We start from the raw sequence: 26603 nt of genomic DNA, 5'->3' as shown, positions 1-26603 counted from the left end.
CTTGCGGAGAGGTAATGCAGAGAGGTCATGACACATCGGGGGTGCCGTACAAGTGGAACTCGGGTGGTAATGGCGCACCCCAGCCGGGTTTGGCTTTCCATTCCTCAGCATTCCACACGTACGGTTCGGAGTCCGGGGCGAAGACGAGATATCCGCCGTGCGCCACCTCGATCCGGTTCCCGCCTGGCTCGCGAGTGTAGAGATAGAAGCCTTGAATGGCAGTGTGCCGCGACGGCCCGGCTTCGATTCGGACTCGCGCGTCGGCGAAGATTTCCGCTGCTCGAAGCACTTCCTCTCGGCTGTCGACCACGTACGCGAAGTGGTGCAGCCGACCGTTCGCCGTCGTGCGCTCCTGGGTGTAGATCAGCTCATGACCCTGAATGGAGCTGCTCATCCAGGCCGCAACCTCCTGGCTTTCCGAACCCACGATTTCGTAGGTGCGCAACCCGAATCCCTCCTCCCAGAACCGACGGCAAGACCGAACATCACGGGCAAGCAGGTTGACGTGGTCGAGGCGGCGGACATTCGCACCACGCCCGGCGTACCGTTGAAAGCCCGTCGGCACCGCCGGTCGTTGCCCTTGGTATCGCTCGGTTTCGTAGTAGAGGCGAAACACATGCCCATCCGGATCGGCGAACTCGTACGACGGGCCGATCCCGCGATCGCGCGGCACCCAGTGTCCACTGTGGCCGTTCGATTCCAGCCAGCTGATCCGCCGCTGCAAGGCCTCCGGTCCGGCAGTCCGCCACGAGACCCAGGCCGACCCCGCGTGGTCGGCGCGGATGACCTGGAGGGACCACGACTCGTAATCGCCGCAGGCTCGCAGGTAGGTGGAATCCCCTTCTACCGCAACGATGTCCATACCGAGCAGGTCCACAAAGTACTGCAGCGTCGCTGGAGGATCAGGAGTGTAGAGACCGTGGTAGCCGAGATGGGCAAGGTCAGCAGACATCGATTCGCTCCGGTGCGAGGGTGTCTTCGCGGAAGACCGGGACGATGAACCGTTCGGCGATCCGCCAGCCATCCGCGTGATGGGTGTAAGTGTCGTGGAAGTCGGCGACCATGAACAGCGGCACCCCCTTGACTGCCGGGTCGTTGCTCGCAAAGGTGTGCCAGCTTCCGTGGCCGAGAACTGCACCGTCAGAACCGTGCAACAGCAAAAGGTTTCCCAGACCGTGCCGAGTGACCCGCGCTTCGGGACGCGCGCGGAACGAAGCAATAGCGCTTTCCCGGTCATCGAACTCGCGACCGTTGCTTTCATAATGGACGTCCACAGTGAACACTTCGCGCAATGCGTCCCAGTCGTGCAAGTCCAGTGCCCAGGCGAATCGCGCGTTGAGATCTGCGATCGCCATGCGAGCTGTCAGGTCGACGGTCATCGCCGTTCCACCGGGTTGGACAGCGTGCCGATCCCCTCGATCGACACCTCCACCTGCCCGCCGAGCCGGTTCAAGTCCACGTTCTGGACAGCGCCACCCGAGTTCCGCAACGCCGTGCCCATGCCGATCACATCGCCCGGCTCGAGGGCGAGATAGCGGGACGCATACGAAATCACCTCCGCAACGCTGAACCGGAGGTTCGCCGTGGTGTCATCGGTGATCAAATTTCCGTTGTGGGAACAGGTGATCCGCAGATCATGCGGGTCCGGAATCTCGTCCGCGGTGACCACCCACGGACCGAGCGGACCGAAAGTGTCGGCACCCTTGTAGCGGGCCGGATAGCTCACCCAGCTTTCGACGTAACGTACGCCGCCGTCCGTACCGGGATGAATCGCGCGGTAGTGAAACGTGTCCTGACCGCGCATGGTCGGCGATGTCACGTCGTTGAGAATCGTGTACCCGAACACGTGTGACAGTGCGGTTTTCTCGGGTATGTTCGCGCCGCCGCGTCCAATGAGGACAGCCAGCTCCGGTTCGGGGTGCACCCGTCCGTCCTCGGGGCGGATCCGGATGGGACGTCCGTGCCCCACGAGCGACGACGACGGTTTGACGAACATCGCCGGAGTGTCCGGCCCGGAGATGATGCGCTCGGGGTTCGCACTGTTGTTCAACGCAACGCACAACACCTTGCCAGGACGGAGAACCGGCGGCAGCCACGAAAGCCCAGCCGGATCCACCCGGGCTCCCGGCAACGGTACCTGCGCCGAATCTGCCCCCAAGACGGCCTCGACGTCCCGGAATTCCGTCATCAAGACCGCAGCATCGCCGTCAGCCGCGACGACCAACGGCCCCGAATCCCCTTCCACGGTACCGAATCTCATACCCGTTCCCCGTCCGCGACGAGATGCGCCGTGATCCCACGTTCCTCGGCAGCACGCCGAAACCGCGCCGGAATGTCGGACTGTTCGACGTAGACGGGCGGATTGTTGAAGAGTCCATAGTGGATCGCGCAAGCAGCGGAAGCACCGAGCGCAAAAGCCGCCTCAACAGCCTGCTCCGGAGTCATCGTCACCGGCACGTTCGCCTCGTACCCCTCGAACCGCGCGATGACTCCGTTGACCGGAACGAAAGCGACGTCAAACGGACCGTGATCGCGGGCGATCTGCCACCAGTTCCCGTGCCACATCGTGTCTCCACAGTGGATGATCCGGGTACCGGCGCCCTCGACGATCCAGGCGACCTGATCGGAGTCCGTACCCCGCCAGTCAAGCGACGGGGCAGGCGTGACAGTGAGCGGCCCGATCTGCCGCGGCTCACCGAATTCCTGCGGGACCACGGTAAGTCCGTCATCAGCGAGCTCGGCCGCGACCGGCGCGTGACATCCGACGGTTCCCGGCAGCCGGGCGAGAAGCGCGCGGTCGTAGTGGTCGGGATGGAGGTGGGTGATCAAAGCATGCGTTCCGGCGCTCAGGTCGACGGGCGGAAGCGGACGCCGGGGCGGTCCGAGGACGGGTTCCAGCGGTGCGACGTTCTCCAGCGCGTCGATGAGCAGCCGGGTACCGGCCAGCTCGATCTCCACGCCCGCCCAGCCGAGACGGCGCAAACCCAGCGTGGTCATGCAGAGCCCCTTAACTGTAACTGTCGTGATTACGGATTGACCGAAGTGTAGCCACGATGATTACGAAATGGCAAGATGGACCCATGGCCCGCTCCACCAACACCCAGTTCGCCGTCGCCGTACACGTCCTGACGTACTTGGCCGGCGTGGCGGACGATCACGTAGCCAGCTCCGACGAACTGGCGAAGAGCGCCAACGTCAACCCGGTCTACGTGCGACGGGTCCTCGGGCCCCTGCGGGAGGCCGGATTGGTCCACTCCCGCCCGGGCGTCAAAGGCGGCTGGGCGCTGGCCGCCGATTCCGGGCAGATCACCCTGGACCGGGTCTGGCGACTGCTCCAGGGCGAGGAGCCGGTCCTCGGCCTGCACGGCCCCGACCCGGCGTGCGCGACCGGCCGCCTGGTCCAGACCACACTCACGGCATTGGACCGCACGGTCGCCGACTCGGTAAGCGAATCCCTCAGCCGCTACACGGTGCGAGACGTGCTGAGCGGCATCGTCACCGGCTGAGTCAGGAAATCAGGGGGTTCACCACGACAAACGCGCCGGCAACGAGCGCCGTACCGAGAGCTGCGACGGCCGCCGTGCGAGCACCACGGACCAGCATCAGGGCCAGCAACGCGATCCCGGCCACGATACTGGCCACCCAGTAGACGTAACCGGTCGTGTCCGCGACGTAAATGAGGCCGTAAACCCCTTCGCCCACCCCGATTCCGGACAGGACGGCGGTCCCGAGGGCGGCGCGCATCCCGGTCTCGCGCAGGAAGACCGCCGCCACGCCGACGAACGGCCCGACCACCAACCCGATCACCCCGAACAGGACGGGCGAATAGGTGTACCCGCGGATGGCCGCGGCGGCGGTGTAGCCGAGCACCAGGAGCACGAAGCTGGCCGCGCCCAGGAAAGCCGCGAGTTTGGGCTGGACGCGGGACCAGAAGAGGAGCAACGCCGTGAGCAGGGTCCAGCCGCTCGCCGAATTCGCGAAGGGCTGTACGGCGAAGGGAAGGGGGAGCCCTTGCGCGTAAGAGGTCAAGCCGCCGAGCAGAAAGCTCCCGAGACAGACGACAGCGCCGCGAGCGAGATTGGTACGCACTGCCGGCCGGGTGAGGTTCACAAGGGCACCTTAGGGGAGGAATCGGACCCGGCGTCGTCGCCCGATGGGGGCCGGTTCAGAGCTCCGCCGAACCCGAGGACTGCCCGACACGCACCGTTACCGTGCCCGATCGATCCACCCGATCGAGTGACTGTTCGCGAATTGCTCCCCGCTCCGGGGAGACCGGTGGTGGACTGTGGTCGCTACGGACTCGGCGGGAGATCGAACTGGCCCGCCTTGACCGCGGCGAGGAAGGCGTCCCATTCGCCGCGGTCGAAGACCAGGACCGGGCTCGCCGGGAGCTTCGTGTCGCGCACGCCGACCAGGCCGGGGCGGGAGAGATTGACCTCCACGCAGTTGCCCCCGTTCGGTTCGCTCGCGAACGACTTCTCCCAGGCAGCGGCCGCGAACAGCGACTCTGCCGTGTCCGGGTCGTAATCCTGGGGTGACGGATAATCCGCCATGGGTCGTCCACCTCCGAGCCAGGGGCGGCGCGTCCGGCGAACCGCGCCTCTCCCACTTCTTTGCGTCACCACGAAGCAAACCGCAGGGCCAAGCGGGTGATCAACTCGACCCGATCTCGACACAAAGATTATTCCAGGAGTAGGATTAATCGCAGCGATCGGGGCGCCAGTGGTGGGTGAATGGCTTGCGACATTCGGCCCAACGCAGGCGGCACCGGCCCGGGCACCCCGTCCGGGTGGCGGAACAGCCGCGAGATCTCGGGGAAGGAGTGCGGATGCGTGCCGACCAGTCCGGCCGGACCACGGGAACATCCGCGCTGCTCACCGCGATCTGTGCTGGTCCGGGTGCCGCGGCGGCCGCGCGGGGATACCGCGCAGCCGTCGGCAGCCCGCCGCCCGGCGACCTGCCGGGCACGGACCACCTCGATCCGGCCGGCGCCGACCCGCGCCGGTCCCCGCCATCCGAAATGGGGGTGTGATCCCATGGCCGTCCGGCTCACCACGCTCTTCCGCCGTGAGGACGAACACACTCGCGGCCGGCGTGGGATCAATCACGAGCTGCGCAGCCGATTCGGCTTCAGCCTGATCCAGGCACCACTGCGTACGCCGATGGTCGTGGACACGGAAATCGAGGTACCGGCGCAACGCCAGGCCGACCTCGTCCACACCACCCGCCACCGCGAGACTCGCGTCCCGCTGCTCCACGGGCTCTGAAACGGGCTCTGAACCAGCCCGCTGCTCCACCGGATACCTGCGCTCCCCGGAACACCGCCCGGGGAGCGCTTTCGCGTTCCGGCCCGCCCTCGCTGAACCACCCCAATGCCACATTCGCTGCATCCCACGCAACCAATGTGGCATTCGCTGCATCCCACGCACCCAATGTGGCATTCGCTGCGTCACATGCACCCAATGTGACATTCGCTGCGACACATGCACCCAATGCCACATTGGGGTGGTTCAGCGAGGGCGGGGGCGGGGCGGCGGCGAGGGCGCGGCGGGGGCGAGGGTGAGGGCGAGGGTGGTTCGGCGAGGGCGGGGCGGGGCGGGGCTACGGTTTCCGGCCCAGCGCGCAGATCCCGCCGCTGATCGACGGGTCGTCCGCCATCCGGTCGGCGGCGCTCGATTCGCCCGCCTCGGTGTGCCAGTCCGCCACCCACGCGATGCCGGGCTCGACCAGTTCCAGCCCCCCGAAGAACTCCGCGAACTCCGCCCGCGAGCGGTAGTGGAACGGCGTGCTCGACTTCTGGTACTGCTTGTGGATCGCTTCCCGGCGCGCGTCGCCGGAGGTGCGCACGCCGTCGTCGGTCAGGTGCGACGACAGGAAGTACGAGCCGGACGGCAGCAGCGACAGGTACTTCCGCACGATCTCCAGCGCCGGCTCGTCGCGCGGGACGAAATACAGCACCCCGACCATGATCAGGCCGATGGGGCGCTTCGGGTCGAGTACGCCGGTGTCGAGCGCGCGCGGCCAGACGTCCGCGGGGTTGCGCAGATCGCCCTGCAGCACCGCATGCCGGTCGGCGACGCCCTCACGCTCCAGCAGGATCTGCGAATGCGCGACGGCCACCGGCTCGTTGTCCACGTACACGCACCGCGCGTCCGGGTTCACCGACGTCGCGATCTCGTGCACGTTGCCCACCGTGGGCACGCCGGAGCCGATGTCGAGGAATTGGTCGATGCCCTGCTCGGCCATGTACCGCACGCCGCGGCCGAGGAACTCCCGGCCTGCCCGGGCAATGGTCTTGATCATCGGAAAGGTCTGGACCGCCCGTTCGCCGAACTCGCGGTCGATCGCCCAGTTCGCCGTGCCGCCGAGGAACCAGTCGTAGATCCGGGCTGCATTCGGCCGTTCGAGATCGACGCCCTCGGGGGCTTCCGGATCCGGTACCTGAGTCATCAGCTTCCCCTTCCGTGCGGATCACCAGTGTGCCCACCCGCCGCGCCCGCGCGTCGCCGACCCCGCGAAAAGCGGCAAAATGACGCGACTCTCGGCCGTCCGGCCGGTTAGGTTGCTCCGAATGCGCATCCTCTTCTCTTTCACCGGCGGCCGCGGCCACTTCGACCCGATGGCGCCGGTCGCCAGAGCGCTGATCGCGCGCGGCCACAACGTCGCGGTCGTCGGCGGCGGCGCGCACGTACCCGCGCTCGCCCGGGCCGGGTTCACCACCTTCGCCGTCAACCAGCCCCGCGAGGTATCCACCCGGCGGCAGCCGATGCCACCCGTCGACCCGGCCCGCGACGACTGGGAAATCCGCGAACTCTTCGTCCGGCAAGCCACCCGGGAACACATTCCGGTGCTGCTGGACCTCGCTCGCGAATGGCAGCCGGACCTGATCGTCCACGACGAGGTCGACTTCTCCGCTGCCATCACCGCCGAGCTCCTCGGCCTGCCGTGTGCGACAGTGCTCGTGCTCGCCGCAGGAACGTTGCTGCGTAAGGAACTCCTGGAAGACCCCCTGACCGAAGCCCGCACCGCCCACGGCCTCCCGGCCGAACCCGTGCGCACCCAGGTGCTGTCCCCGTTCCCACCGTCCTTTCGCGACCCGAGCGCGCCACTGCCGCAGGGCACGTTCTCCTTCCGCCAAGGAAACCCGCAACCACCGCGCCGACCTGCCGAGCGCCCGGGCGTGTACTTCACCCTCGGCACCAACTTCAACCTCGAATCCGGCGACCTGATCGAACGCACGCTGGCCGGTCTGGCGCAGCTCCCCGCGGACGTGACCGCGACCGTCGGCACCCAGCTCGACCCCGCGGAGTTCGGCCCGCAACCGCCGCACGTGCGCGTCGAACGCTTCGTGCCGCAGGCCGAACTGCTGCCGCGCACTGACCTGGTGGTGTCGCACGCCGGGTCCGGCAGCGTGATCGGCGCGCTGGCGCACGGCGTGCCGTCGCTGCTCTTCCCAATGGGCGCCGACCAGCCGGGCAACGCGCTGCGCTGCACCGCGCTCGGCGTCGGACGCGTGCTCGACCCGGAAACCGCGACACCGGAAGAAATTCACCACGCCGCCGCCGAAGTCCTTGCCGACGACGGTTACCGCAAAGCCGCACAACGCGTACAGGCAGAAATCAACGCACTACCCGGCGCCAAGGAAACTGTTTCCCTGCTGGAGGAACTGGTCACTGCATCTGCGCGCGATAGCTTTCCGCCAGCTCCTTGAGGAACTGGCGCGTCTCGCCGCGTTCGAGCGCCGCGCCGCGCAAGCGGTCCCAGGAATCCACGAAGATGTTGAAGTCCTTGACGTCGTCGAGGTACAGCCCGCCCGCGGAGTGTTCGATGTAGACGAAGTCGCGCGTGCGGTCGGGGAACCGCATGATCGTGAAGTCGTTGGGCACCGCGGCGAGCTTCGCGCCGAACGGCAGCACGTGCACGTACACCCGCGGATGCCGGTCGAGCGCGAGCAGGTGCTCGACCTGGTCCAGCATCACCGCGGGGGCGAACCCGCCGGGCGCCCGCCGCAGCGAGCCCTCGCTGATGATGAACCGGTAGTACGGCGGCTGCTGCTGGTCGAACACTGCCTTGCGATCGAGCCGGTTGCGCACCAGCGACGTGACGTCGGTGGCGCCCGCCTCGGTGAACTGCTTGAGCATGTAGTGCTCGGACTGCAGCGGACCCGGGATCCGCTCGCCGTGCCAGGTGAGGATCTCCGCGGCGGCGGGCTCGAGGTCGGTGAAGGTGCGGAACCAGTGCGGCACCACCGACCGGTAGCCCGACCAGTGGCCGCGCTGCCCGGCCGCGGCACGGGCGAGGTTCATCAGGGTGTCGGCCTCTTCGCCGTTGATCCCGAACGCATTCAGCATGGTCCGCACATCTCCGAGCTTGACTCCCACTGCACCGGATTCGATCTTGTTGACCTTGCCCTGGGTGCAGCCGAGAACCTCGGCGACCTGCTGTTGCGTCATCTTCGCCGCGTTGCGAGCGTGCCGGAGCTCGTTGCCGAGCTGCTTGCGGCGCGAGGTGACGGTACTCGCCATCTCCCCTTGCTCTCCCGGACCACTACAGCCGGTGGAAGCTCCACCGGTACGCGAACGTTCGAACCACCCAGGCTAGTACTCGACCCAACGGGGTTCGATGATGACACCACGCAGCGTTTCAGGAAATGCACGAGAACGCCAGTCACCCGGTGCGTCACCCGGCCGGAGCAGCCGATTCCGGGCGCACCGGACATCGGCACTACTCCATTCGGGCCACGAGAAGTTTGCCCGGCCCGGACCCGCCCGTGCTCCGGGCGCGGCATAGTGGCGGCGTGATCGATCGTTCCCCCGACGCGGCGAGCGTCGAGCGGCTGGCCGACGGCGCGTACGGCTACGTCCAGCCCGACGGCTCCTGGTTCATCAACAACTGCGGCTTCGTCGACGCCGACGGCCACGCGGTGCTCATCGACACGTGCGCGACCGAACGGCGTACCCGCGCGCTGCTGGCCGCGGTCGGCGACACGTCCGGCCCGGTGACGACGCTGGTCAACACCCATCACCACGGCGACCACACGAACGGCAACTACCTGGTCGCGGGCGCCGCCGTCATCGGCCACCGCAAGACCCGCGAGACGATGCTGGCCGAAGGGATCCAGCGGTACGAGGGCGTGCTCGTCGGCAACGACTGGGGACGGCTCGAGCTGCGCGTCCCGGACGTCGTGTTCGACGACACGCTCACCGTTTACGCGGGCCCGACCCGGATCGACCTCATCCACCCCGGACACGCCGCGCACACCACCAACGACGTGCTCGCGTGGCTGCCGGAGCAGCGCGTGCTCTATGCCGGTGACCTGGTGTTCAACGGCGGCAGCCCGTTCGCGCTGATGGGTTCGGTCGCGGGCTGGCGGGACGCGCTGAACGTGCTCCGCGAGCTCGACCCGGCGGTCATCCTGCCCGGCCACGGCCCGGCATGCGGGCTGGAGCGGGTGGACGTCGTCGACGCGTACCTGGAGTTCGTCCAGCGGACGGCGGAGACGGGCAAGGCGGCCGGAAGGTCACCGCTGGAGCAGGCGAAGGCGACCGACCTCGGCCGGTTCGCGGAACTGTCCGAACAGGAACGGCTGGTGGGCAACTTGCACCGGGCATATGCGGAACTGGGCGGTGCGGAGTGTGGTGCATCACTCGACCTGGTCGCCGCGATGACCGACATGCTGGCCTGGAACGGCGGGCCGGTCCGCTGCTTCTCGTGACTGTCCGGGGCGGTGGCTAGGCTCGGATTCCGGCAGAGACTTCGGAAAGGGTTCGGATGAGCAAGAAGGCGAGCATCGGGGTCACCGGCCTTGCGGTCATGGGCCGCAACCTGGCACGGAACCTGGCCCGGCACGGGCACACGGTCGCCCTGCACAACCGCTCCGAGGAGCGGACCCGCGCACTCGTCGAGCAGTTCGGCGACGAAGGCGAGTTCATCCCGGCGTACTCCGCGAAGGAGTTCGTCGACGCGCTGGAGCGCCCGCGGCAGATCGTGATCATGGTCAAGGCGGGCGGCCCCACCGACGCCGTCATCGAGGAGTTCGCGCCGCTGCTCGAACCGGGCGACGTGATCGTCGACGCGGGCAACGCGCACTTCGCCGACACGCGCCGCCGCGAACAGGCGCTGCGGGAACGCGGTCTGCACTTCGTCGGCACCGGGGTGTCCGGCGGCGAGGAAGGCGCGCTGCACGGGCCGAGCATCATGCCGGGCGGGTCGAAGGAGTCGTACGAATCGCTGGGTCCGCTGTTCGAGGACATCTCGGCGAAGGTCGACGGCGAACCGTGCTGCACGCACGTCGGCGCGGACGGCGCGGGCCACTTCGTGAAGATGGTGCACAACGGCATCGAGTACGCCGACATGCAGCTCATCGCCGAGTCCTTCGACCTGCTGCGCGGCGCCGCGGGGTACTCGCCCGCCGAGATCGCGGGTGTGTTCGACACCTGGAACGCCGGACGGCTCGACTCGTACCTCATCGAGATCACCGCCGAAGTCCTGAAGCACGTGGACGCCGCGTCGGGCAAGCCGTTCGTCGACGTGGTGGAGGATGCCGCGGAGCAGAAGGGCACCGGCCGCTGGACCGTACAGATCGGTCTCGACCTCGGCGTGCCCATCAGCGGTATCGCGGAAGCCGTGTTCGCGCGGTCGCTTTCGGGGTCACAGTCGCTGCGCGCGGCAGCACGCGGGTTGGGCGGGCCTTCGCGGACACCGCTCACCGGTGCGGCGTTGGAGACCTTCGCGGACGACGTCGAACAGGCGCTGTACGCGTCGAAGGTGGTCGCGTACGCGCAGGGCTTCAACCAGATCCAGGCCGGAGCCACGGAGTACGGCTGGGACATCGACCTCGGCCGCGTCGCCGCAATCTGGCGCGGCGGCTGCATCATCCGGGCGAAGTTCCTGAACGACATCACGTCCGCGTACGCCGCGGAGCCGGGCCTGCCGACGCTGCTCACGTCGGGCGGATTCCGGGCCGCGGTGGAGAACGCACAAGACTCGTGGCGTTCGGTGATCTCCACGGCAGTCCGGCTGGGCATCCCGACGCCCGGTTTCGCCACCGCGCTGGCGTACTACGACGGCCTGCGCGCGGACCGCTTGCCCGCCGCGCTGGTACAGGGTCAACGCGATTTCTTCGGCGCGCACACGTATCGGCGGGTGGACCGTCCGGGTTCGTTCCACACCCTGTGGGCCGCGGACGGACGGGCCGAAGTCGAGTCCTGAAAGTCCCCATGGGTTTAACCGTGGGGTACCGGCTGAGGTGTGGCCGCGTTTGCTGGCCCTGGCTCCGCGGTCAGCGTTGGCGCTGGCCAGTCCCTCGTTCTCTCGCACGGGGCCGCGGGCCGGTGACGAGTCACGAGAATTACTGCAGGTTCATGGAAACCTGCTGGTCAGCGCGAACCCTGCGTTCATGCCCAGCGTGACCTCTCGGCAGCCGCCCAACCCCCGGGACCAGCCCCAAGGCAGCAACCGTCACCTTGGGCTGCCGGACCAAGGTCCGTGAAGGGAACCATCACGGAATCAGCTTGGGTTCTGGTGGTGGTTGCAACGCCTGAGTTGTGCAGGGGTTGTTGTGGTTGGGGAGGGTCGGGCGTGGCGGGGTCGTGTGCGGTTGGTGGTGGAACGCCGCCGGTATTTTGATCTTGTGGCGGAGGGTGTGGGCACGGTCGAGGCGTGCCGGATTGTCGGGGTTAGCCGGCGGACGGGGCAGTTGTGGCGGTACGGGCGGCCGAGCCGGGCTGGGTGGAACGGGAACTCGCGTCCGGTCCGGCCGGAGCCGGGTTCGGGCCGGTTCCTGTCGGTCGAGGAGCGGATCGTGATCGCGGACGGGCTGGCCGCGGGTCGTTCGCTGCGGTCGATTGCGACCGAGCTGGGTCGCAGCCCGTCCACGGTCAGCCGGGAGATCGGCCGTAACACTCGTCCGGGCTCGGGCGAGTACCGGCCCCACGCGGCGCACGAGCTGGCCCGGGCCCGCCGCCCGCGGCCGAAGACGGGCAAGATCGCGGCCTGTCCCGCGCTGCGGGGCCTGGTGCAGGGCATGCTGGCGGAGAAATTCAGCCCGGAGCAGATCGCCCGCCGGCTGCGCCGCGACCACCCTGACCGGCCGGAGCTGCACGTGACCCACGAGACGATCTACCAGGCCCTCTACCTCCAAGGCCGCGGCGAGCTGCGCCGCGAGCTGGCTCGCGCGCTGCGCACCGGCCGCACGATGCGCACACCCCGCCGCCGCAGCAGCAGCGAGCGACGCCGGCCCCGGTTCACCGAACCCATGATCATGATCAGCGAACGCCCGGCCGAGGCCACCGACCGCGCGGTCCCCGGGCACTGGGAAGGCGACCTGATCATCGGCAAGGACAACGCCTCAGCGATCGCCACCCTGGTCGAACGCACCACCCGCTACGTCCTGCTCGCGCACCTGCCCCACGCCCCGCACCGCCGAACACGTCCGCGACGCACTCGTCGCCACCGTCGCGACCCTGCCCGCACACCTGCAACGATCCCTGACCTGGGACCAAGGCAGCGAAATGGGCCGCCACCACGAATTCAGCCTCGCCACCGGGATCCCGGTCTAATTCTGCGACCCCCACTCACCCTGGCAACGCGGCAGCAACGAAAACACCAACGGCCTGCTCCGCCAGTACTTCCCCAAAAGCACCGACCTGTCCATCCACACCCCCGACCACCTCACCGCCGTCGCCGCACAACTCGGGCCGCCGCCCACGCAAAACACTCGACTGGGACACCCCAGCCGAGCGCCTCACTACACTCCTCACCAATTGACCACCCGCGTTGCAACCACCCCTCGAATCCACCCAGATTCCCTCATGGTTCCCTTCACGGACTTCACGGACTTCACGGACTTCATGGCTGGCGGGCGGCCAGGATCTCCGCGATAGCCTCGCTGATCTTGGCCTCCGCAGGTTCCTTCGTGACCCCCAGCCCGGTGAGGACCTCGTACCCGGCGCCCTCGCCTTGTTCCAGCAGGGCCAGCAGAATGTGCTCGGTACCGATGTAGTTGTGCCCGAGCCGCAGCCCCTCGCGCAAGGTCAGTTCCATGGTTTTCTTGGCCGCAGGCGTGAACGGCACCGGATTCGGCACCGGATCGACGGGTTCGGGTAGTTTCGCCTCGGCGGCCTCCTTGACGGCCGCGAGCGTGACCCCCTGGGCGAGAATCACGCCCGCCGCCAGCGCCGCGGGCTCGCTGAGCAGCCCGAGCAGCAGGTGAACGGTGTCGATCCCGGCGCTCTTCGCGTCGACGGCCGCCTTCTGCGCCTCGACTACGACATGCCGCGCGCGATCGGTGTACCGGCTGTACAACCGCTCGATCGACCCCGCCCGATCACCACCGGAATCAGCCTTGGGGACAAAGCGCTTCTGCGCCGCCTGCTTCGAAACCCCCATACTGGTCCCGATTTCGGTCCACGAGGCACCCGACCGGCGAGCCTGGTCCACGAAATGCCCGATGAGATGGTCGGCCAGCTCACCGAGACGCTCCCCGACGTACACGGCATCGGAAAGCTGCGCAAGCGCGTCACGGTCGTTGTTGGCCTTGATGGCAGAGATGAGGTCGTCCAGTTTCACGGGGATCGTCATGGCGTCAACTTTAGGTTGACGATCCCCGTGGCGTCAACCTTGGGTTGACGCAGAGGGTCATTCCCCGAGCATGGCCTTGCCGGTACGCCGATAACGGACGTTACGGCTGCGAGTGGACCCTCCGGTCAGCTGGACCATCCCTTCCTCGCGCAGAATGCGCAGCCAGCGGGAAACGGTCTTGTCCGGCATGTCCAGCCGGACAGCCAGCTCCGCCCGCGTCAGCTCCTCGGCACCCAGCACATCCAGTACCTCATGGCGGCGGTCCCGCCTGCTGCTGGGCGGAAGATCAGCGCGCGCGGAAGGAACAAGCTCGTAGCGTGCCCAGCGCCGGCTTCCCGTTTGCTGGAGCAGGCCCCGAGCGACCAGATCGCCGAGCTCGGCCGTCGCCCGCCGGGAATCCACCCCGGTCGCGCCGCGGTACGACTGGTTGTCGAGGACGTCTCCGACCTTGCTCATGGCCAGCCCGAGGCACTGGCTGTCAGTGAGCCCGTACTCCCCGAGACCGCGAATCCATCCGACGACTTCATCGCTGATGAGCGCATGATTGGGGAATTCGACCCGGAACAACGAAATTTTGTCCACGAATCGCGGCGGACTCAATGATGCGTCGCGCAATGCCATTATCATCGTGCGAATTCCCGAACCACGGTTCTCGCACACCGTGCGTGACGTTCCCGGCAACGGGACGTCTTCGAGAAGCCTGAGCAACGTGGCATTCCGAGCCGAGGAAACACCCTCGTCCCCCAGCGTTTCCTCGGTGACCGGGCCATAGAGCCCTCCGGGATTGCGCACGACCAGACGGTCCGGATACATCTCGATCTGGACCTGGGTACCACGAGACTCCGGCGAATAATCCCTGTGCACCAACGCATTGACCACCGCCTCGCGAAGTGCCAGTTCCGGATACTCCCAGCTGTCGATTCGCCCGGCACCACGCACTGTCGCCCGGCGCGACATGTTCGCCCGGAGCGCAGCCAGTGCGTCGCGGACGATCACGGGAATGGAACCTTCCAGTAGCCGGTTGTCGAGAAACCTGTCCCCGGTGCGGATATCGGAGCCATCGGATGTCGGGTAATGCACGAAGGAGACCATCAGCTGAGGGAAGAAATGCTGAGGATAACGGCCGAGAGCCAGCAATCCGGCCACGGTCACGTGATCACCGACGAGAATCTTCACCCGGCGCAGAATGTCATCGCGAGCGAGATCGGCAAACGCGTGCGGTCGTTGTTCCTGTAGTCGTGCAACGAAGGCGGTGAGGAGTTCGGGATCCAGGTCATCGAGTCCGGTGCCGGAAACCACCTCCTCGTCGTCTCGCGGCTGCCCGCGGTTGGCAACCATCAGGTGCACTTCGTAGCCACTGAGCCGACGGTCGCCGTCACCGACCCGGACGTAGCTGCCCTGCGCCATCCCGACCCGCTTCGCGAAGCAAGGCCGACTCCGGTTGTCGAGAGCCGGCACCTCGGCGACGGCGAGATCGACCCCCTCGAAACGGTGGGTCTTGATGAGCGGCCGCAGCGGTGGCTCCATTTCATCCGCGCAGACCGCGGCAAGGTCAGCGGTCATCTTCGCCGGGTCACGCACCCCTCCGGCGCGAAATCCCGAAGCTTCGTCCAGGCCGAGGATCAAGACGCCGCCTCGGGTATTGGCAAACGCGGACACCGTGTCCCGGACGGACTTGGGCAGACGATCCTCCGCGCGCTTGGCCTCGATGTCGGCGTCATCCGCACCAAGCTGCCGGAGGTTGCGGATGATCTCCGCCAGCTCGTCGTCCAGCATCAAGCCCCCACATGCTCACTCACATGCTCACTCTACCTCCAGTGAGCATGTGAGTGAGCATGTGGAGCGGCCGAAGCTACGTACTGGCCCCCGTCAAGCCGCCGAACGGGATTTCACATGCGCCTTCAGATCGAATGAACTCGCCGCCAGATCCGCGTACCCCGGCCGCGGATCCGCGGCGAACAGGCGGCGGGCGGCGATGTGGTCCGGCGGGCGGTTGACCGATTCCACCGCGATCAGGACGTCGTCGCGGAAGGACAGCACCGAGAAGCGGCCATCGGCGCGATCGCCGGTCAGTACGGTGCGATCGGCGGCGCCCAGGATGCCTGCGATCTGCAGTTTTGCGCCGGTCTGGTCGGTCCAGAACCACGGGAGGCTGTCGTAGCGCGCCGGTTCTCCGGTGATTGCCGCGGCTACCGATCGGGCCTGGTCGACGGCGTTCTGCACCGATTCCAGCCGCACCACACTGCCCGCTTGCACGCACGGGAAGGACGCGCAGTCGCCGATTGCGAAGATCTGCGGGTCTTCGGTGCGCAGATGCTCGTCCACGACGACGCCGTTGTGCACCGTGAGCCCGGCCGCGGCGGCGAGCGTCGTCTCCGGCAGGACGCCGACCGCGACCACCACGAGGTCCGCAGGTAGCCGTCGTCCGTCGGAAAGCTCTACGGACTCGACCCGCCCCGAACCGTGCAGCGCGGTGACGCCCGTGCCCAGCAGCACCGTATGCCCGGCCGACCGGTGATGTTCGGCGAAAAACTCCGAAATCTCCGGTGACGCGACCCGCGCCATCAAGCGGTCCTGCGCCTCGACGACGGTGACCGGACGTCCGGCGTGCGCGGCGAATTCCAGTCCGATGAACCCGCCGCCGATCACCACTACCTCGCGTGCGGCGTCCAGCGAGGACCGCAGGTTGTCGGCGTCCAGGCGGGTGCGCAGGGTCAGGACGCCGGTGAGGTCGGCGCCGGGTACCGGCAATGTGCGGTTGCGTGCGCCGGTGGCCAGCACCAAGTGGTCGTACCCGAGCGTGGTGTCGTCTTCGAGCCGGACCTGCGCCGCCGCCCGGTCGATCGCGACCACGCGCCCCGGCACGAGCTCGATGTTCTTTTCCGCGAAGAAATCCTCCGGCCGCAGATGCAGGTGCTCGACCCCGGCGGTGCCCGCCAGGTATGCCTTCGACAGCGGCGGGCGCTGGTACGGGACACCGGGTTCGTCCCCGACCAGCACGACCCGTCCAGCGAAGCCCTTGTCCCGCAAGGACGCTGCGGTCTGGAATCCGCTCTGTCCGGCGCCGATGACTAGCACGGTCTCGGTGCTCATCTCTCTCCTCCCGACATCCTGACTCCATCTGAGCACAGGAGGCCAAGATCGTCGAGGAGACCGGGCTCATCCCCGGAACGCGATCCGTCCGGCGGTGAAGGGAACCATGAGGGAATCAGATTCCGTGATGGTTCCCTTCACGGAATGCAGGAGACCGGTCAGCCCCACACGCGTTCCGCCGTCGACACGATCAGCTCCAGCTTCCGCAGCTGATCACTCGCCGTGAGGTCATTCCCTTCCTCGGTGGAGGAAAATCCGCACTGCGGGGACAAGCACAGCCGGTCGATATCCACATACCGCGAGGCTTCCTCGATCCGCCGCACCAATGCATCCGGATCTTCCAGCTCAGGCCGTTTCGTGGTGACCAGCCCGAGCACCACCCGCTTTCCCTCGGGCACAAACCGAAGGGGCTCGAACCCACCGGAACGCTCATCGTCGTACTCCAGGAAAAACCCATCCACCCCGAGCTCTCCGAATACCGCCTCGGCGACGAATTCGTAACCACCCGAAGCCACCCACGACGAACGGAAATTCCCGCGGCACAAATGGGTCGTCACCGTCATCTCATCCGGTTTCCCGGCCAGTGCGGCATTGATCGTTGCGATATTGCGCAAATGCAGGGTGTCCGGGTCACCGCCCATTCGCGCGACGAGCTCCCGTTGCGCCGGGTCGTTGAGGTACGCCAGACTGGTGTCGTCCAGCTGCAGATACGTGCACCCGAGCGAACCCATTGCGCTCAGCTGCGCCGCGTACGCCGCGCTCAGGTCGGTGAAGAATTCGCCCAGATCCGGGTACACCGTTTCGCTCACTGCCGCCCGGCCGCCGCGGTAATAGACCATGCTCGGTGACGGGATGGTGAGTTTCGGCGTGATGCCCGGATCGGTGTGCGCTTTCAAGAACTCGAAATGGTCGGCGAAGATCGGTGCGTCCAGTCGCACCTTTCCGTCCACCTGCAGTCCCGGCGGACTGAATTCCAGATCGCCGGCGAGGTTGTGGAATTTCACGTGCAGGCGTTCGTCGCTGCGGGAAATGCCACCCAATGCGTAGATGAAGTCCATGTGCCATGAAGACCGGCGGAACTCGCCGTCGGTTGCGGAGGCCAGCCCGGCTGCTTTCTGCATCTTGACGACGTCGCGGATCGCGTCGTCCTCGACGGCTCGCAGCTGTTCGGCGGTGATGTCCCCGGCGGCGTGGCCGCGCCGCGCCTCGCGCAGCACCGGCGGACGCAGCAGGCTCCCGACATGATCGGCACGGAACGGAGGTCGTGCAGTCATGTCTGGCATCGTCACACACAAACCGCCGGTATGTCCGGCGAGCCGACCCGGAAAAGAGCCGCACATGCCGAACTCCGTGCACCCGGTCGACCGGGGCCTGCCCGCCGGGCGGCTGCTCCTGCTCGGGCTGCAGCACATGGCGATCATGTACACCGGCTGCATTGCCGTTCCGCTGGTCGTCGGCAGTGCCTTGCACCTGGACCGCGCGTCGGTCGCGCTGCTGGTGAACGCCGACCTCTTCGTGGCCGGAGTGGCGACGCTGGTGCAGTCGGTCGGCATCGGGAAGCTGCTCGGCGTCCGGCTGCCGGTGGTGGCGGGCGCGACGTTCACCGTGGTCAACCCGATGGTCCTGATCGCCTCGCAGTACGGCATCACGGCGGTCTACGGTGCGATGATCGTGTCCGGCGTCTTCGGGCTGCTGATCGCGCGGCCGTTCGCTGCGCTGATCCGGTTCTTCCCGCCGCTCGTGTCCGGCACGCTGCTGCTCGTCATCGGCATCTCGCTGCTCGGCCCCGGCGCCGCGATGATCGGCGGCCACGACACCGGCGACCCGTCCTACGGCGATCCGGCGAACCTCGGGCTGGCGTTCGGCGTGATCGCGCTGGTGGTGCTGTTCACCCGGGTGCTGCGTGGTTTCCTCGGCCAGATCGGGCCGCTGGTCGCGCTCGTGGCCGGGCTGCTCGTCGCGATTCCGCTCGGCCGCGCGCACTTCGACGGCGTCACGCAGGCGAGCTGGTTCGGCCTCGGCTCGCCGTTCCACTTCGGCGCGCCGACGTTCCCGATCGCCGCCATGGTCTCGATGTGCGTGGTGATGCTGGTGTCGTTCACCGAAACCACGGCCGACCTCGTCGCGGTCGGCGAGATCACCGGCCGTCCCGCGACCCGCGCCGACCTCGCCCGCGGCCTCGCCACCGACGGCCTGTCCGCGGTACTCGGCGGGTTCATGAACTCCTTCCCGGACACGGCGTTCGCGCAGAACGTCGGATTGGTCCAGATGACCGGCGTACGCAGCCGCTGGGTGGTCGCGGTGACCGGCGGTCTGCTCGTAATCATGGGCCTGGTGCCGAAGATCGGCGCGTTCATCGCCGCGGTGCCGGAACCGGTGGTCGGCGGGGTGGCCGTGGTGATGTTCGCGATGGTCGCGGTGGTCGGCGTGCAGAACCTCGCGAAAGTGAAGTTTTCCGGTACCCACAACGCATTCGTCGCCGCAGTGGCGCTCGGCGTCGGGCTGCTGCCCGCCTTCGGGCTCGACCGGTTCGGCAGTTCGGTGTTCTTCCAGCACTTCCCGGCGTGGCTGCGGACGATCTGCGGCAGCCCGATCACGGTCGCGGCGGTGCTGGCGTTCGTGCTGAACCTGCTGTTCAACCACCTCGGCAGGCGGCGCGAGGACGACCTGCTGCCGTGAGCCGCCCGGTCTGCCCGGGCACTCTCTCATTTCTTCCCCTTCGGACCTTGATCCCCGGCACATTCGAATAAAAAGGCCAGAAAAGCGGACATCCTCCGAATGCACCATTGCCTTGTCGATCTTGTTCGTGGCACCTTGTGGGCCCCTTGATCTCCGAACCGGACGAGGCACCTGAATGCACGCCACCTCCCCCCTCGTTCTCGACGCCGCCGAACGGACCAGGGCAGCGACCCTGCTGTCCCAATTCACCGACCGCTACGAGAATTCGCTCACCCACCGCCCGATCGTCCCGGACCCCGATCGGGGCACCCTCACGAAACTGCTCGCCGAGCCGTTTCCGGAAAAGGGGCTCGGGGTGGAAACGTTCTTCGCGGACGTCGTCGACCGGATAGTTCCGCACACCACCGCCATCGCCCACCCGCGCTTTCTCGCCTACGTGCAAGGTCCGCCGAACGGGATCGGCCCGTACGCCGAGGCCGTCGCCGCCGTGCTGAACCAGAACTGCAATCTGTGGCAGATTTCCCCTGCTGCCAACGTGATCGAGCGCACCGTCGCCGACTGGCTGTGCGGGCTCTTCGGCCTCGGACCCGGTTCGGGCGGAATACTGACCAGTGGCGGATCGGGTGCCACGAAAGACGCGATCAGTGCCGCAATAGCCGACCGCAGGCCCGATTTCCGCGACCTCGGCCTGCAGCAAAACCGGCCGCCGCTGGTGCTTTACACGTCCAAGGAAGCACACCGCAGCGTCGCGAAAGCCGCGGCAGTTCTCGGGATCGGATTGCGCCACGTCCGGCACATTCCGACCGACGCCGCGTTCCGGATGCGCGTCGATCTGCTTGCCCGTGCGATTGCCGAAGACCGGGAATCGGGGAACGAGCCGTTCTGCGTTGTCGCCACCGCGGGAACCGTCACCACCGGATCGATCGACCCGATCGGGCCGATTGCCGATTTGTGCACGCGGGAAGAACTCTGGCTGCATGTCGACGGTGCGTACGGCGCATTGTTCGTGCTCGCCGAATCCATGCGGGACGATCTCTTGCCATTGTCCCGGGCCGATTCCATCACCGTCGATCCGCACAAAATGCTCTTCGCTCCGCTCGAAGCAGGCGCACTGCTGGTGAAGGACATGACGAAACTGCGTGCGGCGTTTGCGTTTTCCTCGTCGTCGACGTACCTCACCGCCATCGACGACGACCAGCTGCTCGACTACATGGACCACGGGCCGCAGCTTTCCCGCGGTTTCAAGGCATTGAAGGTGTGGGCCGCATTGCGCACCTTCGGGGTCGACGCTTTCCGGTCGGCCGCCGAAAACTGCCTGACGCTGGCGGGCCGGCTCGGCGCGCGCGTGTCGGCCGACCCCACGCTCGAACTGATGAACCCGGTGAACCTCACCGCGGTGTGCCTGCGGGTACCCGGCCGCAGCGACGAGGCACACGTCGAACTGGTCACGAGACTGCACGACGAAGGCACCGCACTGCTCGGCCCCGCCCGGGTACGCGGCCGTGTCGGGATCCGCGCCTGCGTCACCAACCACCGCACCACGGCCGACGACATCGACCTGGTCGCCGACCGGCTGACCACTCTCGCGAAAGGCTGACCCATGACCCACCCGGCAGTACGCGCGGCCCGTCCGTCCGAAGTGGACACCGTGACCGACCTTCTCACCGCAGCTTTCCAGGACGACCCGATCAACACCTGGCTGTTCCCCGACGCCGAACGCCGCCGCACCGACGCCAACCCGGCGTTCTACCGCATCCTCACCGAAGCCACCCTCGCCGCCGGTCGGATCGACCTCACCGAGGACGCATCTGCCGTCGCACTGTGGACCCCGGGCGGTCCCGACGACGGCGAATTCGACCTCCCCGGGCTGACCCAGGACGAAATCGACCGGATGGACGTCGTGTTCCGGTTGCTGGGCAAGCGAATCCCGGATGAGCCGCACTGGCACGTGCAGTTCGTCGGCGTCCGGCCGGACCGGCAGGGCCGCGGGCTGGGCAGCCACCTGATGCGCCACGGGCTGGCCCGCGCCGACGCCGAGGGCACGGCCACGTACCTGGAGGCCAGCGCACCGCGCAACGTGCACCTGTATCACCGCCTCGGCTACCGCGACCACGGCGGCGAGCCGATCACGCTCCCCGGCGGCGGACCGGCCTTCCGGCCGATGTGGCGGGCCGTCCCCTGACGGCCGGGCTCATCCGCAGAGGATGAGGAGCACGCAGGGCGGCGGTTCGTCACTGCTGGGCGTCGACGTCCTGGTCGGGCTCACGGTGCCGGACGAGCTCGGTGGCGGCTGCGTCGTCGAGGCGGGAACGCTGGTCGACGGAGGTCCGGCCGCCGAGGTCGGATGCGCCGGGCTGTCCGGGGTGACCCCGCCATGGTCATTGAGCGGGTCGAGGTTCGGATTGGCCGACGGGGCAAGAGTAATGCCCCCACCGGCCTGTTCGGTGTCCTCGGCGGTGATGGTGGGCGGGTTGGTCTCGTTGACGCCGCCTGCGCCTTCGGTGCGGTCGGGCATTTGGATCACGCGCATCTTGGTGACACCGGTGGCCTCGTCGTGCGCCGTGGTCCCGTACGAGACCAGCACGGCCGCCGCCCCGCACCCGACGACCACGGCGAGCATCACGGCGACCATCCGCCACCGAGACCGCGACGGCGGTGGCATCCGTCCGGGATGCCCCTCGCGCACCAGCAGCTCGGCGACCGAAACCTCGTCGTTCACCAGCGTGACCTTTCACCAGGAGTGGCCCATTCCTACCGGAAGTGCCCACCGAACGGGTGACAAACGGGGAAATTCTCTACCCTGCGTGCTCACTCTACCGGGTGTGAATCACAGCGCATTCACAGCTGCTCTTGGCCAAAATCCCAGCATGCCCGTCCACGCTGGACCCATGCTGCGTGACGCGGGTTCACCCGGCGGTGTGAGTACCGGCCGGGATGACCTTGTCGCGTTGCCCGAAGCAGCCGGGACAACCGCGAAACTGCGGGCCCGCCGTTGGCTCCGTTTCGTCCCCACCCCGCGGAGCACGCCGTTCACCTTCGGCTACCTGGTCCTCCTCCTCGGCACCTCGCTGATCCTCCGCTTCGGGGACCCTGCCTTCACCGAGCGCCTCCTCGCCGTCTCCAGCACCGACGCCCACAACCTCTGGCGCCGCCCGATCGCCTCGCTCCTGACCAGCGCATTGTGGATCGAAGACGGCGGCTGGCTGGGGTACGCGGTGATCTTCGCGGTCGCCGTCGCCCCGCTCGAACGGCGGTTCGGCGGCCTCCGTACCGCCGCCGTCTTCTTCAGCGGCCACCTCCTCGCGACGCTCGCCACCGAGGTGCCCGTGATGGCCCTCATCAGCTCCGGCGTGCTCCCGGCATCCGCAGGTCGATGGCTCGACATCGGCGTCAGCTACGGGTTCCTGACCACCGCGGGCGCGCTCGTCCACCTCCTGCGCGGCCGGGCGCGGATTGCCGGGATCGTGGCGCTGGAGCTGTTCATCGTGAGCGTGTACGTCACGGACGATCCGGTCAGCCTCGCCGCCGTCGTCACCGCGCTCGGCCATGCCTGCGCTGCCCATTTCGGGCTGTTCATCTGGGGTCCCCGGCTGCGCAGAGTGCCCATTACTGCCCGATCGCACCCGCACTTGTGGTCCGGACGAGTGAGGTAGCCGTCGGTCCGGGTGGATATACACGGGCTTCACTCGGTGGTGTAATCGACGGGCCACACGCCGACGAGGGGGATCGGAAGCACCATGGAGGCTGACGCCCTGGCCGGTGAACCGGGTGGAGACACCTGGCGAGCCCAGCTCGCGGGCCTGCGTCCGGAAGCCGGCGCAGGGGTCGTGTTCTCCCTGCATGCCGCCGAACCCACCACCCTCACGTGGCTGCCCGGCCTCGACGCCGTCCTCGGTCTCCCCGGCGCGAGCGGAAAAGAGCTGTGCGACCGGCTCACCGAACTGCTCCGCCCGCTCACCGCGAACCTGCGCCGCACCCCGCCCGGACGCGATTTCGAGCTCGAACAACCCCATGACGCCGCCGACGGCACCCACCGCCGCATCCGGGTGCGGGCCCGGACCGTCGGCGAGCGGGACCACACGACCGGCCTGCTGGGCGTCGCCTCGGCGGTGCCGGAAGCCGCGCCCGACCGGTCCGAGCTGGCGGAACTGGCCGACCGGTACCGCTTGCTCGTGGAGCTGAGCCCGGACGCGATCTGTGTGCACGAAGGCGGCGTCGTCACGTACGCGAACCGCGCGGCGCTGGACCTCTTGGCGGCACGCGCGGCACACGAGGTGGTCGGCCGTCCGTTCGCGGACTTCGTGGTCACCCAGTCGACGCTGATCGGAGACGAACCCGTCCAAGTAGTGCTGAAACGGCTGGACGGCAGCAAATTCACTGCGGAAACCGTATCGGTCCCAACGGGCAGCGGAGAAACGCCGTCGTACCAGGTGGTGCTCCGGAATCGACCCGCCGAGCTTGCCGCGAGAACGCAGGAAGCGCTGGTCACGCACGTCAGCGACGCCATCGTCACGATCACCGGCGACGGCGTCGTGACCGGCTGGAACCCGGCCGCCGAAACCGTCTACGGCTGGCCTGCCCCGGAAGCACTCGGCCGCCGGGTGCACGAGGTACTCGGCGCCGAGCCGGACCCCGAGGCAATCCGGCAGGCAGGCGGGGTCGCCGAGCAAACGCACCGGGCGTGGGACGGTTCGCCGCGGTCGGTGCGCGTGTCCGCGGCCGAGACTGCCGACGGGTACGTCCTGGTCTGCGCCGACCAAACCGCGCGACGGCGGGCCGAACAGCATTACGCCACCGTGGTCGCCGCGCTCGACGAAGGCGTGCTCGTGATGGGCCCGACCGGGTTGATCACGTCGGCGAACCCGGCCGCCTGCCGCATTCTCGGTGTCCCCGCGGCGAAGCTGATCGGAGTTTCGAGCACGACGATCCCGCTGTACGACGAAACCGGCGCGCGGCTCCCGGACGACGACCTGCCGTCTGTGCACACGCGGCGCACCGGCATCACGCACAACGGTCTCGTCGTGCGGCTGCGCCGTTCCGACAAGCGGGACGTCTGGGTGTCGGTGACCTCGCGGCTGCTCGATCCGGACGACCCGAACGGCGGGTCGGTGGTCACGTCGTTCACCGACATCACCGAACGACGCGCGATCAGCGCCCGGCTCGCGCACGAGGCAACGCACGACCCGCTCACCCGGCTGGCCAACCGCACCCTGGTACTGGACCGGCTCGACCGGCGGCCGGGGGCGGTCACCGTGCTGTTCCTCGACCTCGACAAGTTCAAGCTGATCAACGATTCCCTCGGCCATCCGGTCGGCGACCAGGTGCTGCGCATTGCGGGCGAGCGGCTGCGCCGGGCGACCGGACCCGACGACGTGGTGGGCAGGCTCGGCGGCGACGAGTTCGTGGTGGTCACGTCCGCGACGACCGGGCAGGCGCAGGTCCGGGCGTTCGCCGCGCATCTGCGGTCGGTGCTGGCGGAACCGGTTTCGGTGCACGGCAGGCAGCTGCACCTCGACGCGAGCATGGGCATCGTGCTCGTCGAACCGGACGACCGGCGCAGTGCCGAAGACTTGCTGCGCGACGCGGATGTCGCGATGTACCAAGCGAAATCCCGCGGCCGCGGCCGGTTCGAGTTCTTCGACGTCGCCCTGCGGATGCGCATGCAGCGACGGCTGCGGATGGAACAGGACCTTCGCGACGCCGTCCACAGTGGACAGTTGTGGCCGGCCTACCAGCCGGTGGTGGACCTGCGTACCGGCGACATGGTCGGGGTCGAGGCGCTGCTGCGCTGGACGCATCCCAAGCACGGCGCGATTTCCCCCGCGGAGTTCATCCCGCTCGCCGAGGAAAGCGAGCTGATCAACGTGCTGGGCAAGTTCGTGCTGCGCGACACGACGCGCGAGGTCGCCGCCCTGCGTACCGGCCGCGGCCTCGACCTGAGCCTGAAAGTCAACCTCTCGGTACGCCAGCTCGACGACCCGCATCTGGTCCCCGCCGTCCGCGACGCGCTGGCCACCACCGGACTGCCGCCCGGCGCATTGACCTTGGAGGTCACCGAAAGCGCGTTGATGCGGGACGCGTCGGCGGCCGCGGAAGTGTTGTCCGCCTTGCGTTCCCTTGGCGTACTGCTGGCGATCGACGACTTCGGCACCGGGTACTCGTCACTCGCCCAGCTACGCCGGCTGACCTTGGACACACTCAAGATCGACCGCTCGTTCATCACCGGCATCGCCGAATCCCGCGACGCGGCGGCCATCGTCACGAGCATCATCGCGATGGCGCACGCGGTGGACCTGACGGTGGTGGCCGAGGGCGTCGAAACCGCCGAGGAACTGGCGTTGCTGCGCGAACTCGGCTGTGACCAGGCTCAGGGGTACCACCTTGGCCGGCCGCTCGCTGCCGCGGAGCTGTTTCAGTAGCGCTCGAGCAACGCGGCCAGTTCCTCTCCGGTGAGGACGATGTCCAGGTCCTCGAGGGTTTTGCCGAGGTCGACGGGGTCGATGATGCGGGTGTCGACCGTGCCGTCCGGACGGCTTTCCTGGTACTCCCGGCCAAGCATTCGGCGGAACCTTCCCTGTTCGAGCCGCATCACCACGAGCCGCCCGGTGAACGGCGATTTCGGGTGGGTGGACGTGTAGTGGTGGAACACCTGGTAGTCGAGCGGGCGGCTGTGCACCTGCGGGAGGAACTCGTGCAGGTCCTCCCCGTCCTTCTGCAGCACCCACCAGCCGTCGCGCCGCACCATCCGATGCGGCCAGCCCGCCTGGTCGACGACCGCCCCGTCGACCAGCGGCATCGGCACGAGAATCCCGGCCCCGAACCCGACGTCGACGAGGAAATCCCGCCCCTCGGCAGTGATCACCAGCGTCATGTGGGTGTACGGCCCGCTCTTGCGCGGCTGCACCCGGGCGACCGTCCGCTGCACGCGATACCCGAGCCGCTCGGCAACGGCGGCGAACAGCCCGGCCTGCTCGTAGCAGTAACCGCCCCGCCGCCGCCCGACGAGCTTCTCGCTGACGACATCGAGCTCGATCCCGCGATGCCGCCCGAGCACGACGTCGACGTTCTCGAACGGAATCGCCTCGACGTGCGCCTGGGCAAGCCGCGAGAGGGCCGCTGCTGACGGCTCCTCGCGCGACTTTGGCTGCTTTGGCGGCTTTGGCGGCTTTGGCTGCCCGATGCGGTCGAGGTACGCGTCGAGGTCGACTGCTTCGATGTTCCACTCCCCAGTCATGCCCCCCAGTCTGCAA

Annotated in this window: 25 protein-coding genes and 1 pseudogene; 12 read left to right on the top strand and 14 right to left on the bottom strand. The window is 67.8% G+C overall.

The annotated features are described in order from the left end of the window. Window positions 1-25: 25 nt before the first annotated feature. From OO71_RS18375 to OO71_RS18360, 4 genes are read right to left on the bottom strand one after another with little or no spacing between them, the layout of a single operon-like run. The gene (locus OO71_RS18375; RefSeq protein ID WP_033291020.1) at window positions 26-952 is read right to left on the bottom strand and encodes a VOC family protein; all 927 of its coding nucleotides are present in this window, start codon (window positions 950-952) and stop codon (window positions 26-28) included. Further along, entirely contained in the window at window positions 942-1379 is a 438-nt protein-coding gene (locus tag OO71_RS18370) for a nuclear transport factor 2 family protein (RefSeq protein ID WP_033291019.1), read from the bottom strand. Before OO71_RS18370 ends, OO71_RS18375 begins: the two co-directional genes overlap by 11 nt. Continuing rightward, entirely contained in the window at window positions 1376-2260 is an 885-nt protein-coding gene (locus OO71_RS18365) for a fumarylacetoacetate hydrolase family protein (RefSeq protein ID WP_033291018.1), read from the bottom strand. The genes OO71_RS18370 and OO71_RS18365 overlap by 4 nt, the downstream gene beginning before the upstream one ends. After that, on the bottom strand, window positions 2257-2997 hold the full coding sequence (locus OO71_RS18360) for an MBL fold metallo-hydrolase (RefSeq protein ID WP_051791687.1): 741 nt from the start codon (window positions 2995-2997) through the stop codon (window positions 2257-2259). The genes OO71_RS18365 and OO71_RS18360 overlap by 4 nt, the downstream gene beginning before the upstream one ends. 83 nt (window positions 2998-3080) lie before the next feature. Between OO71_RS18360 and OO71_RS18355 the strand changes: the two genes are divergently transcribed. Continuing rightward, a complete protein-coding gene (locus OO71_RS18355; RefSeq protein WP_033291017.1) occupies window positions 3081-3506 on the top strand; it encodes an Rrf2 family transcriptional regulator in 426 nt (141 codons plus the stop codon). A gap of 1 nt (window position 3507) precedes the next feature. Here OO71_RS18355 and OO71_RS18350 read toward each other — a convergent pair whose 3' ends face one another. Beyond that, window positions 3508-4110 carry a DUF6518 family protein gene (locus OO71_RS18350; protein ID WP_033291016.1) on the bottom strand — a complete coding sequence of 201 codons (603 nt, stop codon included), beginning with the start codon at window positions 4108-4110 and terminating at the stop codon, window positions 3508-3510. Between the two features lie 182 nt (window positions 4111-4292). Beyond that, a complete protein-coding gene (locus OO71_RS18345; RefSeq protein ID WP_033291015.1) occupies window positions 4293-4553 on the bottom strand; it encodes a DUF397 domain-containing protein in 261 nt (86 codons plus the stop codon). Window positions 4554-4828: 275 nt separating this feature from the next. Here OO71_RS18345 and OO71_RS18340 point away from each other — a divergent pair, with 275 nt between their 5' ends. Both OO71_RS18340 and OO71_RS18335 read left to right on the top strand, forming a co-directional pair. After that, a complete protein-coding gene (locus tag OO71_RS18340; RefSeq protein ID WP_033291014.1) occupies window positions 4829-5032 on the top strand; it encodes a hypothetical protein in 204 nt (67 codons plus the stop codon). Window positions 5033-5036: 4 nt separating this feature from the next. Continuing rightward, window positions 5037-5267, top strand: coding sequence for a hypothetical protein (locus tag OO71_RS18335; protein ID WP_033291013.1), 231 nt, complete (start codon window positions 5037-5039; stop codon window positions 5265-5267). A 334-nt stretch (window positions 5268-5601) separates the two neighbouring features. Here the strand turns inward: OO71_RS18335 and OO71_RS18330 are convergent, their stop codons facing one another. Then, window positions 5602-6450, bottom strand: a complete 849-nt coding sequence (locus OO71_RS18330; RefSeq protein WP_033291012.1) for an SAM-dependent methyltransferase — start codon at window positions 6448-6450, stop codon at window positions 5602-5604. A 121-nt stretch (window positions 6451-6571) separates the two neighbouring features. Between OO71_RS18330 and OO71_RS18325 the strand changes: the two genes are divergently transcribed. After that, window positions 6572-7711, top strand: a complete 1140-nt coding sequence (locus OO71_RS18325; RefSeq protein WP_033291011.1) for a glycosyltransferase — start codon at window positions 6572-6574, stop codon at window positions 7709-7711. On the opposite strand, the gene OO71_RS18320 is transcribed toward OO71_RS18325, so the two are convergent. After that, a complete protein-coding gene (locus OO71_RS18320; RefSeq protein WP_033291010.1) occupies window positions 7671-8525 on the bottom strand; it encodes a helix-turn-helix domain-containing protein in 855 nt (284 codons plus the stop codon). The two genes, OO71_RS18325 and OO71_RS18320, sit on opposite strands and share 41 nt — an antisense overlap. A 272-nt stretch (window positions 8526-8797) precedes the next feature. Between OO71_RS18320 and OO71_RS18315 the strand changes: the two genes are divergently transcribed. The 3 genes and pseudogenes from OO71_RS18315 to OO71_RS48945 all read left to right on the top strand — a co-directional run bounded on the left by OO71_RS18315 (window position 8798) and on the right by OO71_RS48945 (window position 12768). After that, window positions 8798-9715 carry an MBL fold metallo-hydrolase gene (locus OO71_RS18315; RefSeq protein WP_033291009.1) on the top strand — a complete coding sequence of 306 codons (918 nt, stop codon included), beginning with the start codon at window positions 8798-8800 and terminating at the stop codon, window positions 9713-9715. A gap of 56 nt (window positions 9716-9771) precedes the next feature. Next, the gene (gene gndA, locus OO71_RS18310; protein ID WP_033291008.1) at window positions 9772-11211 is read left to right on the top strand and encodes an NADP-dependent phosphogluconate dehydrogenase; all 1440 of its coding nucleotides are present in this window, start codon (window positions 9772-9774) and stop codon (window positions 11209-11211) included. A 433-nt stretch (window positions 11212-11644) separates the two neighbouring features. Further along, window positions 11645-12768: pseudogene (locus OO71_RS48945) on the top strand (IS30 family transposase). 81 nt (window positions 12769-12849) lie between these two features. Here OO71_RS48945 and OO71_RS18305 read toward each other — a convergent pair. From OO71_RS18305 to OO71_RS18290, 4 genes are all read right to left on the bottom strand, one after another. Beyond that, entirely contained in the window at window positions 12850-13581 is a 732-nt protein-coding gene (locus OO71_RS18305) for a Clp protease N-terminal domain-containing protein (RefSeq protein WP_033291007.1), read from the bottom strand. A gap of 57 nt (window positions 13582-13638) precedes the next feature. Further along, on the bottom strand, window positions 13639-15357 hold the full coding sequence (locus OO71_RS18300; protein WP_033291006.1) for an ATP-binding protein: 1719 nt from the start codon (window positions 15355-15357) through the stop codon (window positions 13639-13641). A 93-nt stretch (window positions 15358-15450) separates the two neighbouring features. Further along, complete coding sequence (locus OO71_RS18295) at window positions 15451-16674, bottom strand: NAD(P)/FAD-dependent oxidoreductase (protein WP_033291005.1); 1224 nt, start codon at window positions 16672-16674, stop codon at window positions 15451-15453. Between the two features lie 158 nt (window positions 16675-16832). Beyond that, complete coding sequence (locus tag OO71_RS18290; RefSeq protein WP_033291004.1) at window positions 16833-17948, bottom strand: 5-methyltetrahydropteroyltriglutamate--homocysteine S-methyltransferase; 1116 nt, start codon at window positions 17946-17948, stop codon at window positions 16833-16835. Window positions 17949-18012: 64 nt separating this feature from the next. On the opposite strand from OO71_RS18290, the gene OO71_RS18285 reads away from it, so the two are divergent. From OO71_RS18285 to OO71_RS18275, 3 genes are all read left to right on the top strand, one after another. Then, a complete protein-coding gene (locus OO71_RS18285; protein ID WP_033291003.1) occupies window positions 18013-19353 on the top strand; it encodes a nucleobase:cation symporter-2 family protein in 1341 nt (446 codons plus the stop codon). A gap of 175 nt (window positions 19354-19528) precedes the next feature. Next, window positions 19529-20950, top strand: coding sequence for a pyridoxal phosphate-dependent decarboxylase family protein (locus OO71_RS18280; RefSeq protein ID WP_051791686.1), 1422 nt, complete (start codon window positions 19529-19531; stop codon window positions 20948-20950). A 3-nt stretch (window positions 20951-20953) separates the two neighbouring features. Beyond that, window positions 20954-21535 carry a GNAT family N-acetyltransferase gene (locus tag OO71_RS18275; RefSeq protein ID WP_033291002.1) on the top strand — a complete coding sequence of 194 codons (582 nt, stop codon included), beginning with the start codon at window positions 20954-20956 and terminating at the stop codon, window positions 21533-21535. A 9-nt stretch (window positions 21536-21544) separates the two neighbouring features. Here OO71_RS18275 and OO71_RS18270 read toward each other — a convergent pair whose 3' ends face one another. Beyond that, window positions 21545-22072, bottom strand: a complete 528-nt coding sequence (locus tag OO71_RS18270; RefSeq protein WP_033291001.1) for a hypothetical protein — start codon at window positions 22070-22072, stop codon at window positions 21545-21547. A 148-nt stretch (window positions 22073-22220) separates the two neighbouring features. On the opposite strand from OO71_RS18270, the gene OO71_RS18265 reads away from it, so the two are divergent. Then, window positions 22221-23006, top strand: a complete 786-nt coding sequence (locus tag OO71_RS18265; protein WP_245633703.1) for a rhomboid-like protein — start codon at window positions 22221-22223, stop codon at window positions 23004-23006. 84 nt (window positions 23007-23090) lie between these two features. Continuing rightward, on the top strand, window positions 23091-25772 hold the full coding sequence (locus OO71_RS18260; protein WP_033291000.1) for a putative bifunctional diguanylate cyclase/phosphodiesterase: 2682 nt from the start codon (window positions 23091-23093) through the stop codon (window positions 25770-25772). Here OO71_RS18260 and OO71_RS18255 read toward each other — a convergent pair. Continuing rightward, complete coding sequence (locus OO71_RS18255) at window positions 25766-26587, bottom strand: arylamine N-acetyltransferase family protein (protein ID WP_033290999.1); 822 nt, start codon at window positions 26585-26587, stop codon at window positions 25766-25768. The genes OO71_RS18260 and OO71_RS18255 overlap by 7 nt on opposite strands. Window positions 26588-26603 lie beyond the last annotated feature (16 nt).

Origin of the sequence: Amycolatopsis jejuensis, from assembly GCF_000717335.1 — a bacterium.
Taxonomy (GTDB): domain Bacteria; phylum Actinomycetota; class Actinomycetes; order Mycobacteriales; family Pseudonocardiaceae; genus Amycolatopsis; species Amycolatopsis jejuensis.
Note: the sequence above shows the minus strand (reverse complement) of the source record. Positions and strands in the feature narration are given on the sequence as shown.

Coding starts and splice junctions, on each gene's coding strand:
- OO71_RS18345 (WP_033291015.1), bottom strand. CDS start 4,553: ATGGCGGATTATCCGTCACCCCAGGATTACGACCCGGACACGGCAGAG.
- OO71_RS18285 (WP_033291003.1), top strand. CDS start 18,013: ATGCCGAACTCCGTGCACCCGGTCGACCGGGGCCTGCCCGCCGGGCGG.
- OO71_RS18275 (WP_033291002.1), top strand. CDS start 20,954: ATGACCCACCCGGCAGTACGCGCGGCCCGTCCGTCCGAAGTGGACACC.
- OO71_RS18325 (WP_033291011.1), top strand. CDS start 6,572: ATGCGCATCCTCTTCTCTTTCACCGGCGGCCGCGGCCACTTCGACCCG.
- OO71_RS18375 (WP_033291020.1), bottom strand. CDS start 952: ATGTCTGCTGACCTTGCCCATCTCGGCTACCACGGTCTCTACACTCCT.
- OO71_RS18290 (WP_033291004.1), bottom strand. CDS start 17,948: ATGACTGCACGACCTCCGTTCCGTGCCGATCATGTCGGGAGCCTGCTG.
- OO71_RS18255 (WP_033290999.1), bottom strand. CDS start 26,587: ATGACTGGGGAGTGGAACATCGAAGCAGTCGACCTCGACGCGTACCTC.
- OO71_RS18330 (WP_033291012.1), bottom strand. CDS start 6,450: ATGACTCAGGTACCGGATCCGGAAGCCCCCGAGGGCGTCGATCTCGAA.
- OO71_RS18320 (WP_033291010.1), bottom strand. CDS start 8,525: ATGGCGAGTACCGTCACCTCGCGCCGCAAGCAGCTCGGCAACGAGCTC.
- gndA (WP_033291008.1), top strand. CDS start 9,772: ATGAGCAAGAAGGCGAGCATCGGGGTCACCGGCCTTGCGGTCATGGGC.
- OO71_RS18295 (WP_033291005.1), bottom strand. CDS start 16,674: ATGAGCACCGAGACCGTGCTAGTCATCGGCGCCGGACAGAGCGGATTC.
- OO71_RS18335 (WP_033291013.1), top strand. CDS start 5,037: ATGGCCGTCCGGCTCACCACGCTCTTCCGCCGTGAGGACGAACACACT.
- OO71_RS18280 (WP_051791686.1), top strand. CDS start 19,529: ATGCACGCCACCTCCCCCCTCGTTCTCGACGCCGCCGAACGGACCAGG.
- OO71_RS18265 (WP_245633703.1), top strand. CDS start 22,221: ATGCCCGTCCACGCTGGACCCATGCTGCGTGACGCGGGTTCACCCGGC.
- OO71_RS18340 (WP_033291014.1), top strand. CDS start 4,829: ATGCGTGCCGACCAGTCCGGCCGGACCACGGGAACATCCGCGCTGCTC.
- OO71_RS18360 (WP_051791687.1), bottom strand. CDS start 2,997: ATGACCACGCTGGGTTTGCGCCGTCTCGGCTGGGCGGGCGTGGAGATC.
- OO71_RS18355 (WP_033291017.1), top strand. CDS start 3,081: ATGGCCCGCTCCACCAACACCCAGTTCGCCGTCGCCGTACACGTCCTG.
- OO71_RS18305 (WP_033291007.1), bottom strand. CDS start 13,581: ATGACGATCCCCGTGAAACTGGACGACCTCATCTCTGCCATCAAGGCC.
- OO71_RS18260 (WP_033291000.1), top strand. CDS start 23,091: ATGGAGGCTGACGCCCTGGCCGGTGAACCGGGTGGAGACACCTGGCGA.
- OO71_RS18365 (WP_033291018.1), bottom strand. CDS start 2,260: ATGAGATTCGGTACCGTGGAAGGGGATTCGGGGCCGTTGGTCGTCGCG.
- OO71_RS18370 (WP_033291019.1), bottom strand. CDS start 1,379: ATGACCGTCGACCTGACAGCTCGCATGGCGATCGCAGATCTCAACGCG.
- OO71_RS18300 (WP_033291006.1), bottom strand. CDS start 15,357: ATGCTGGACGACGAGCTGGCGGAGATCATCCGCAACCTCCGGCAGCTT.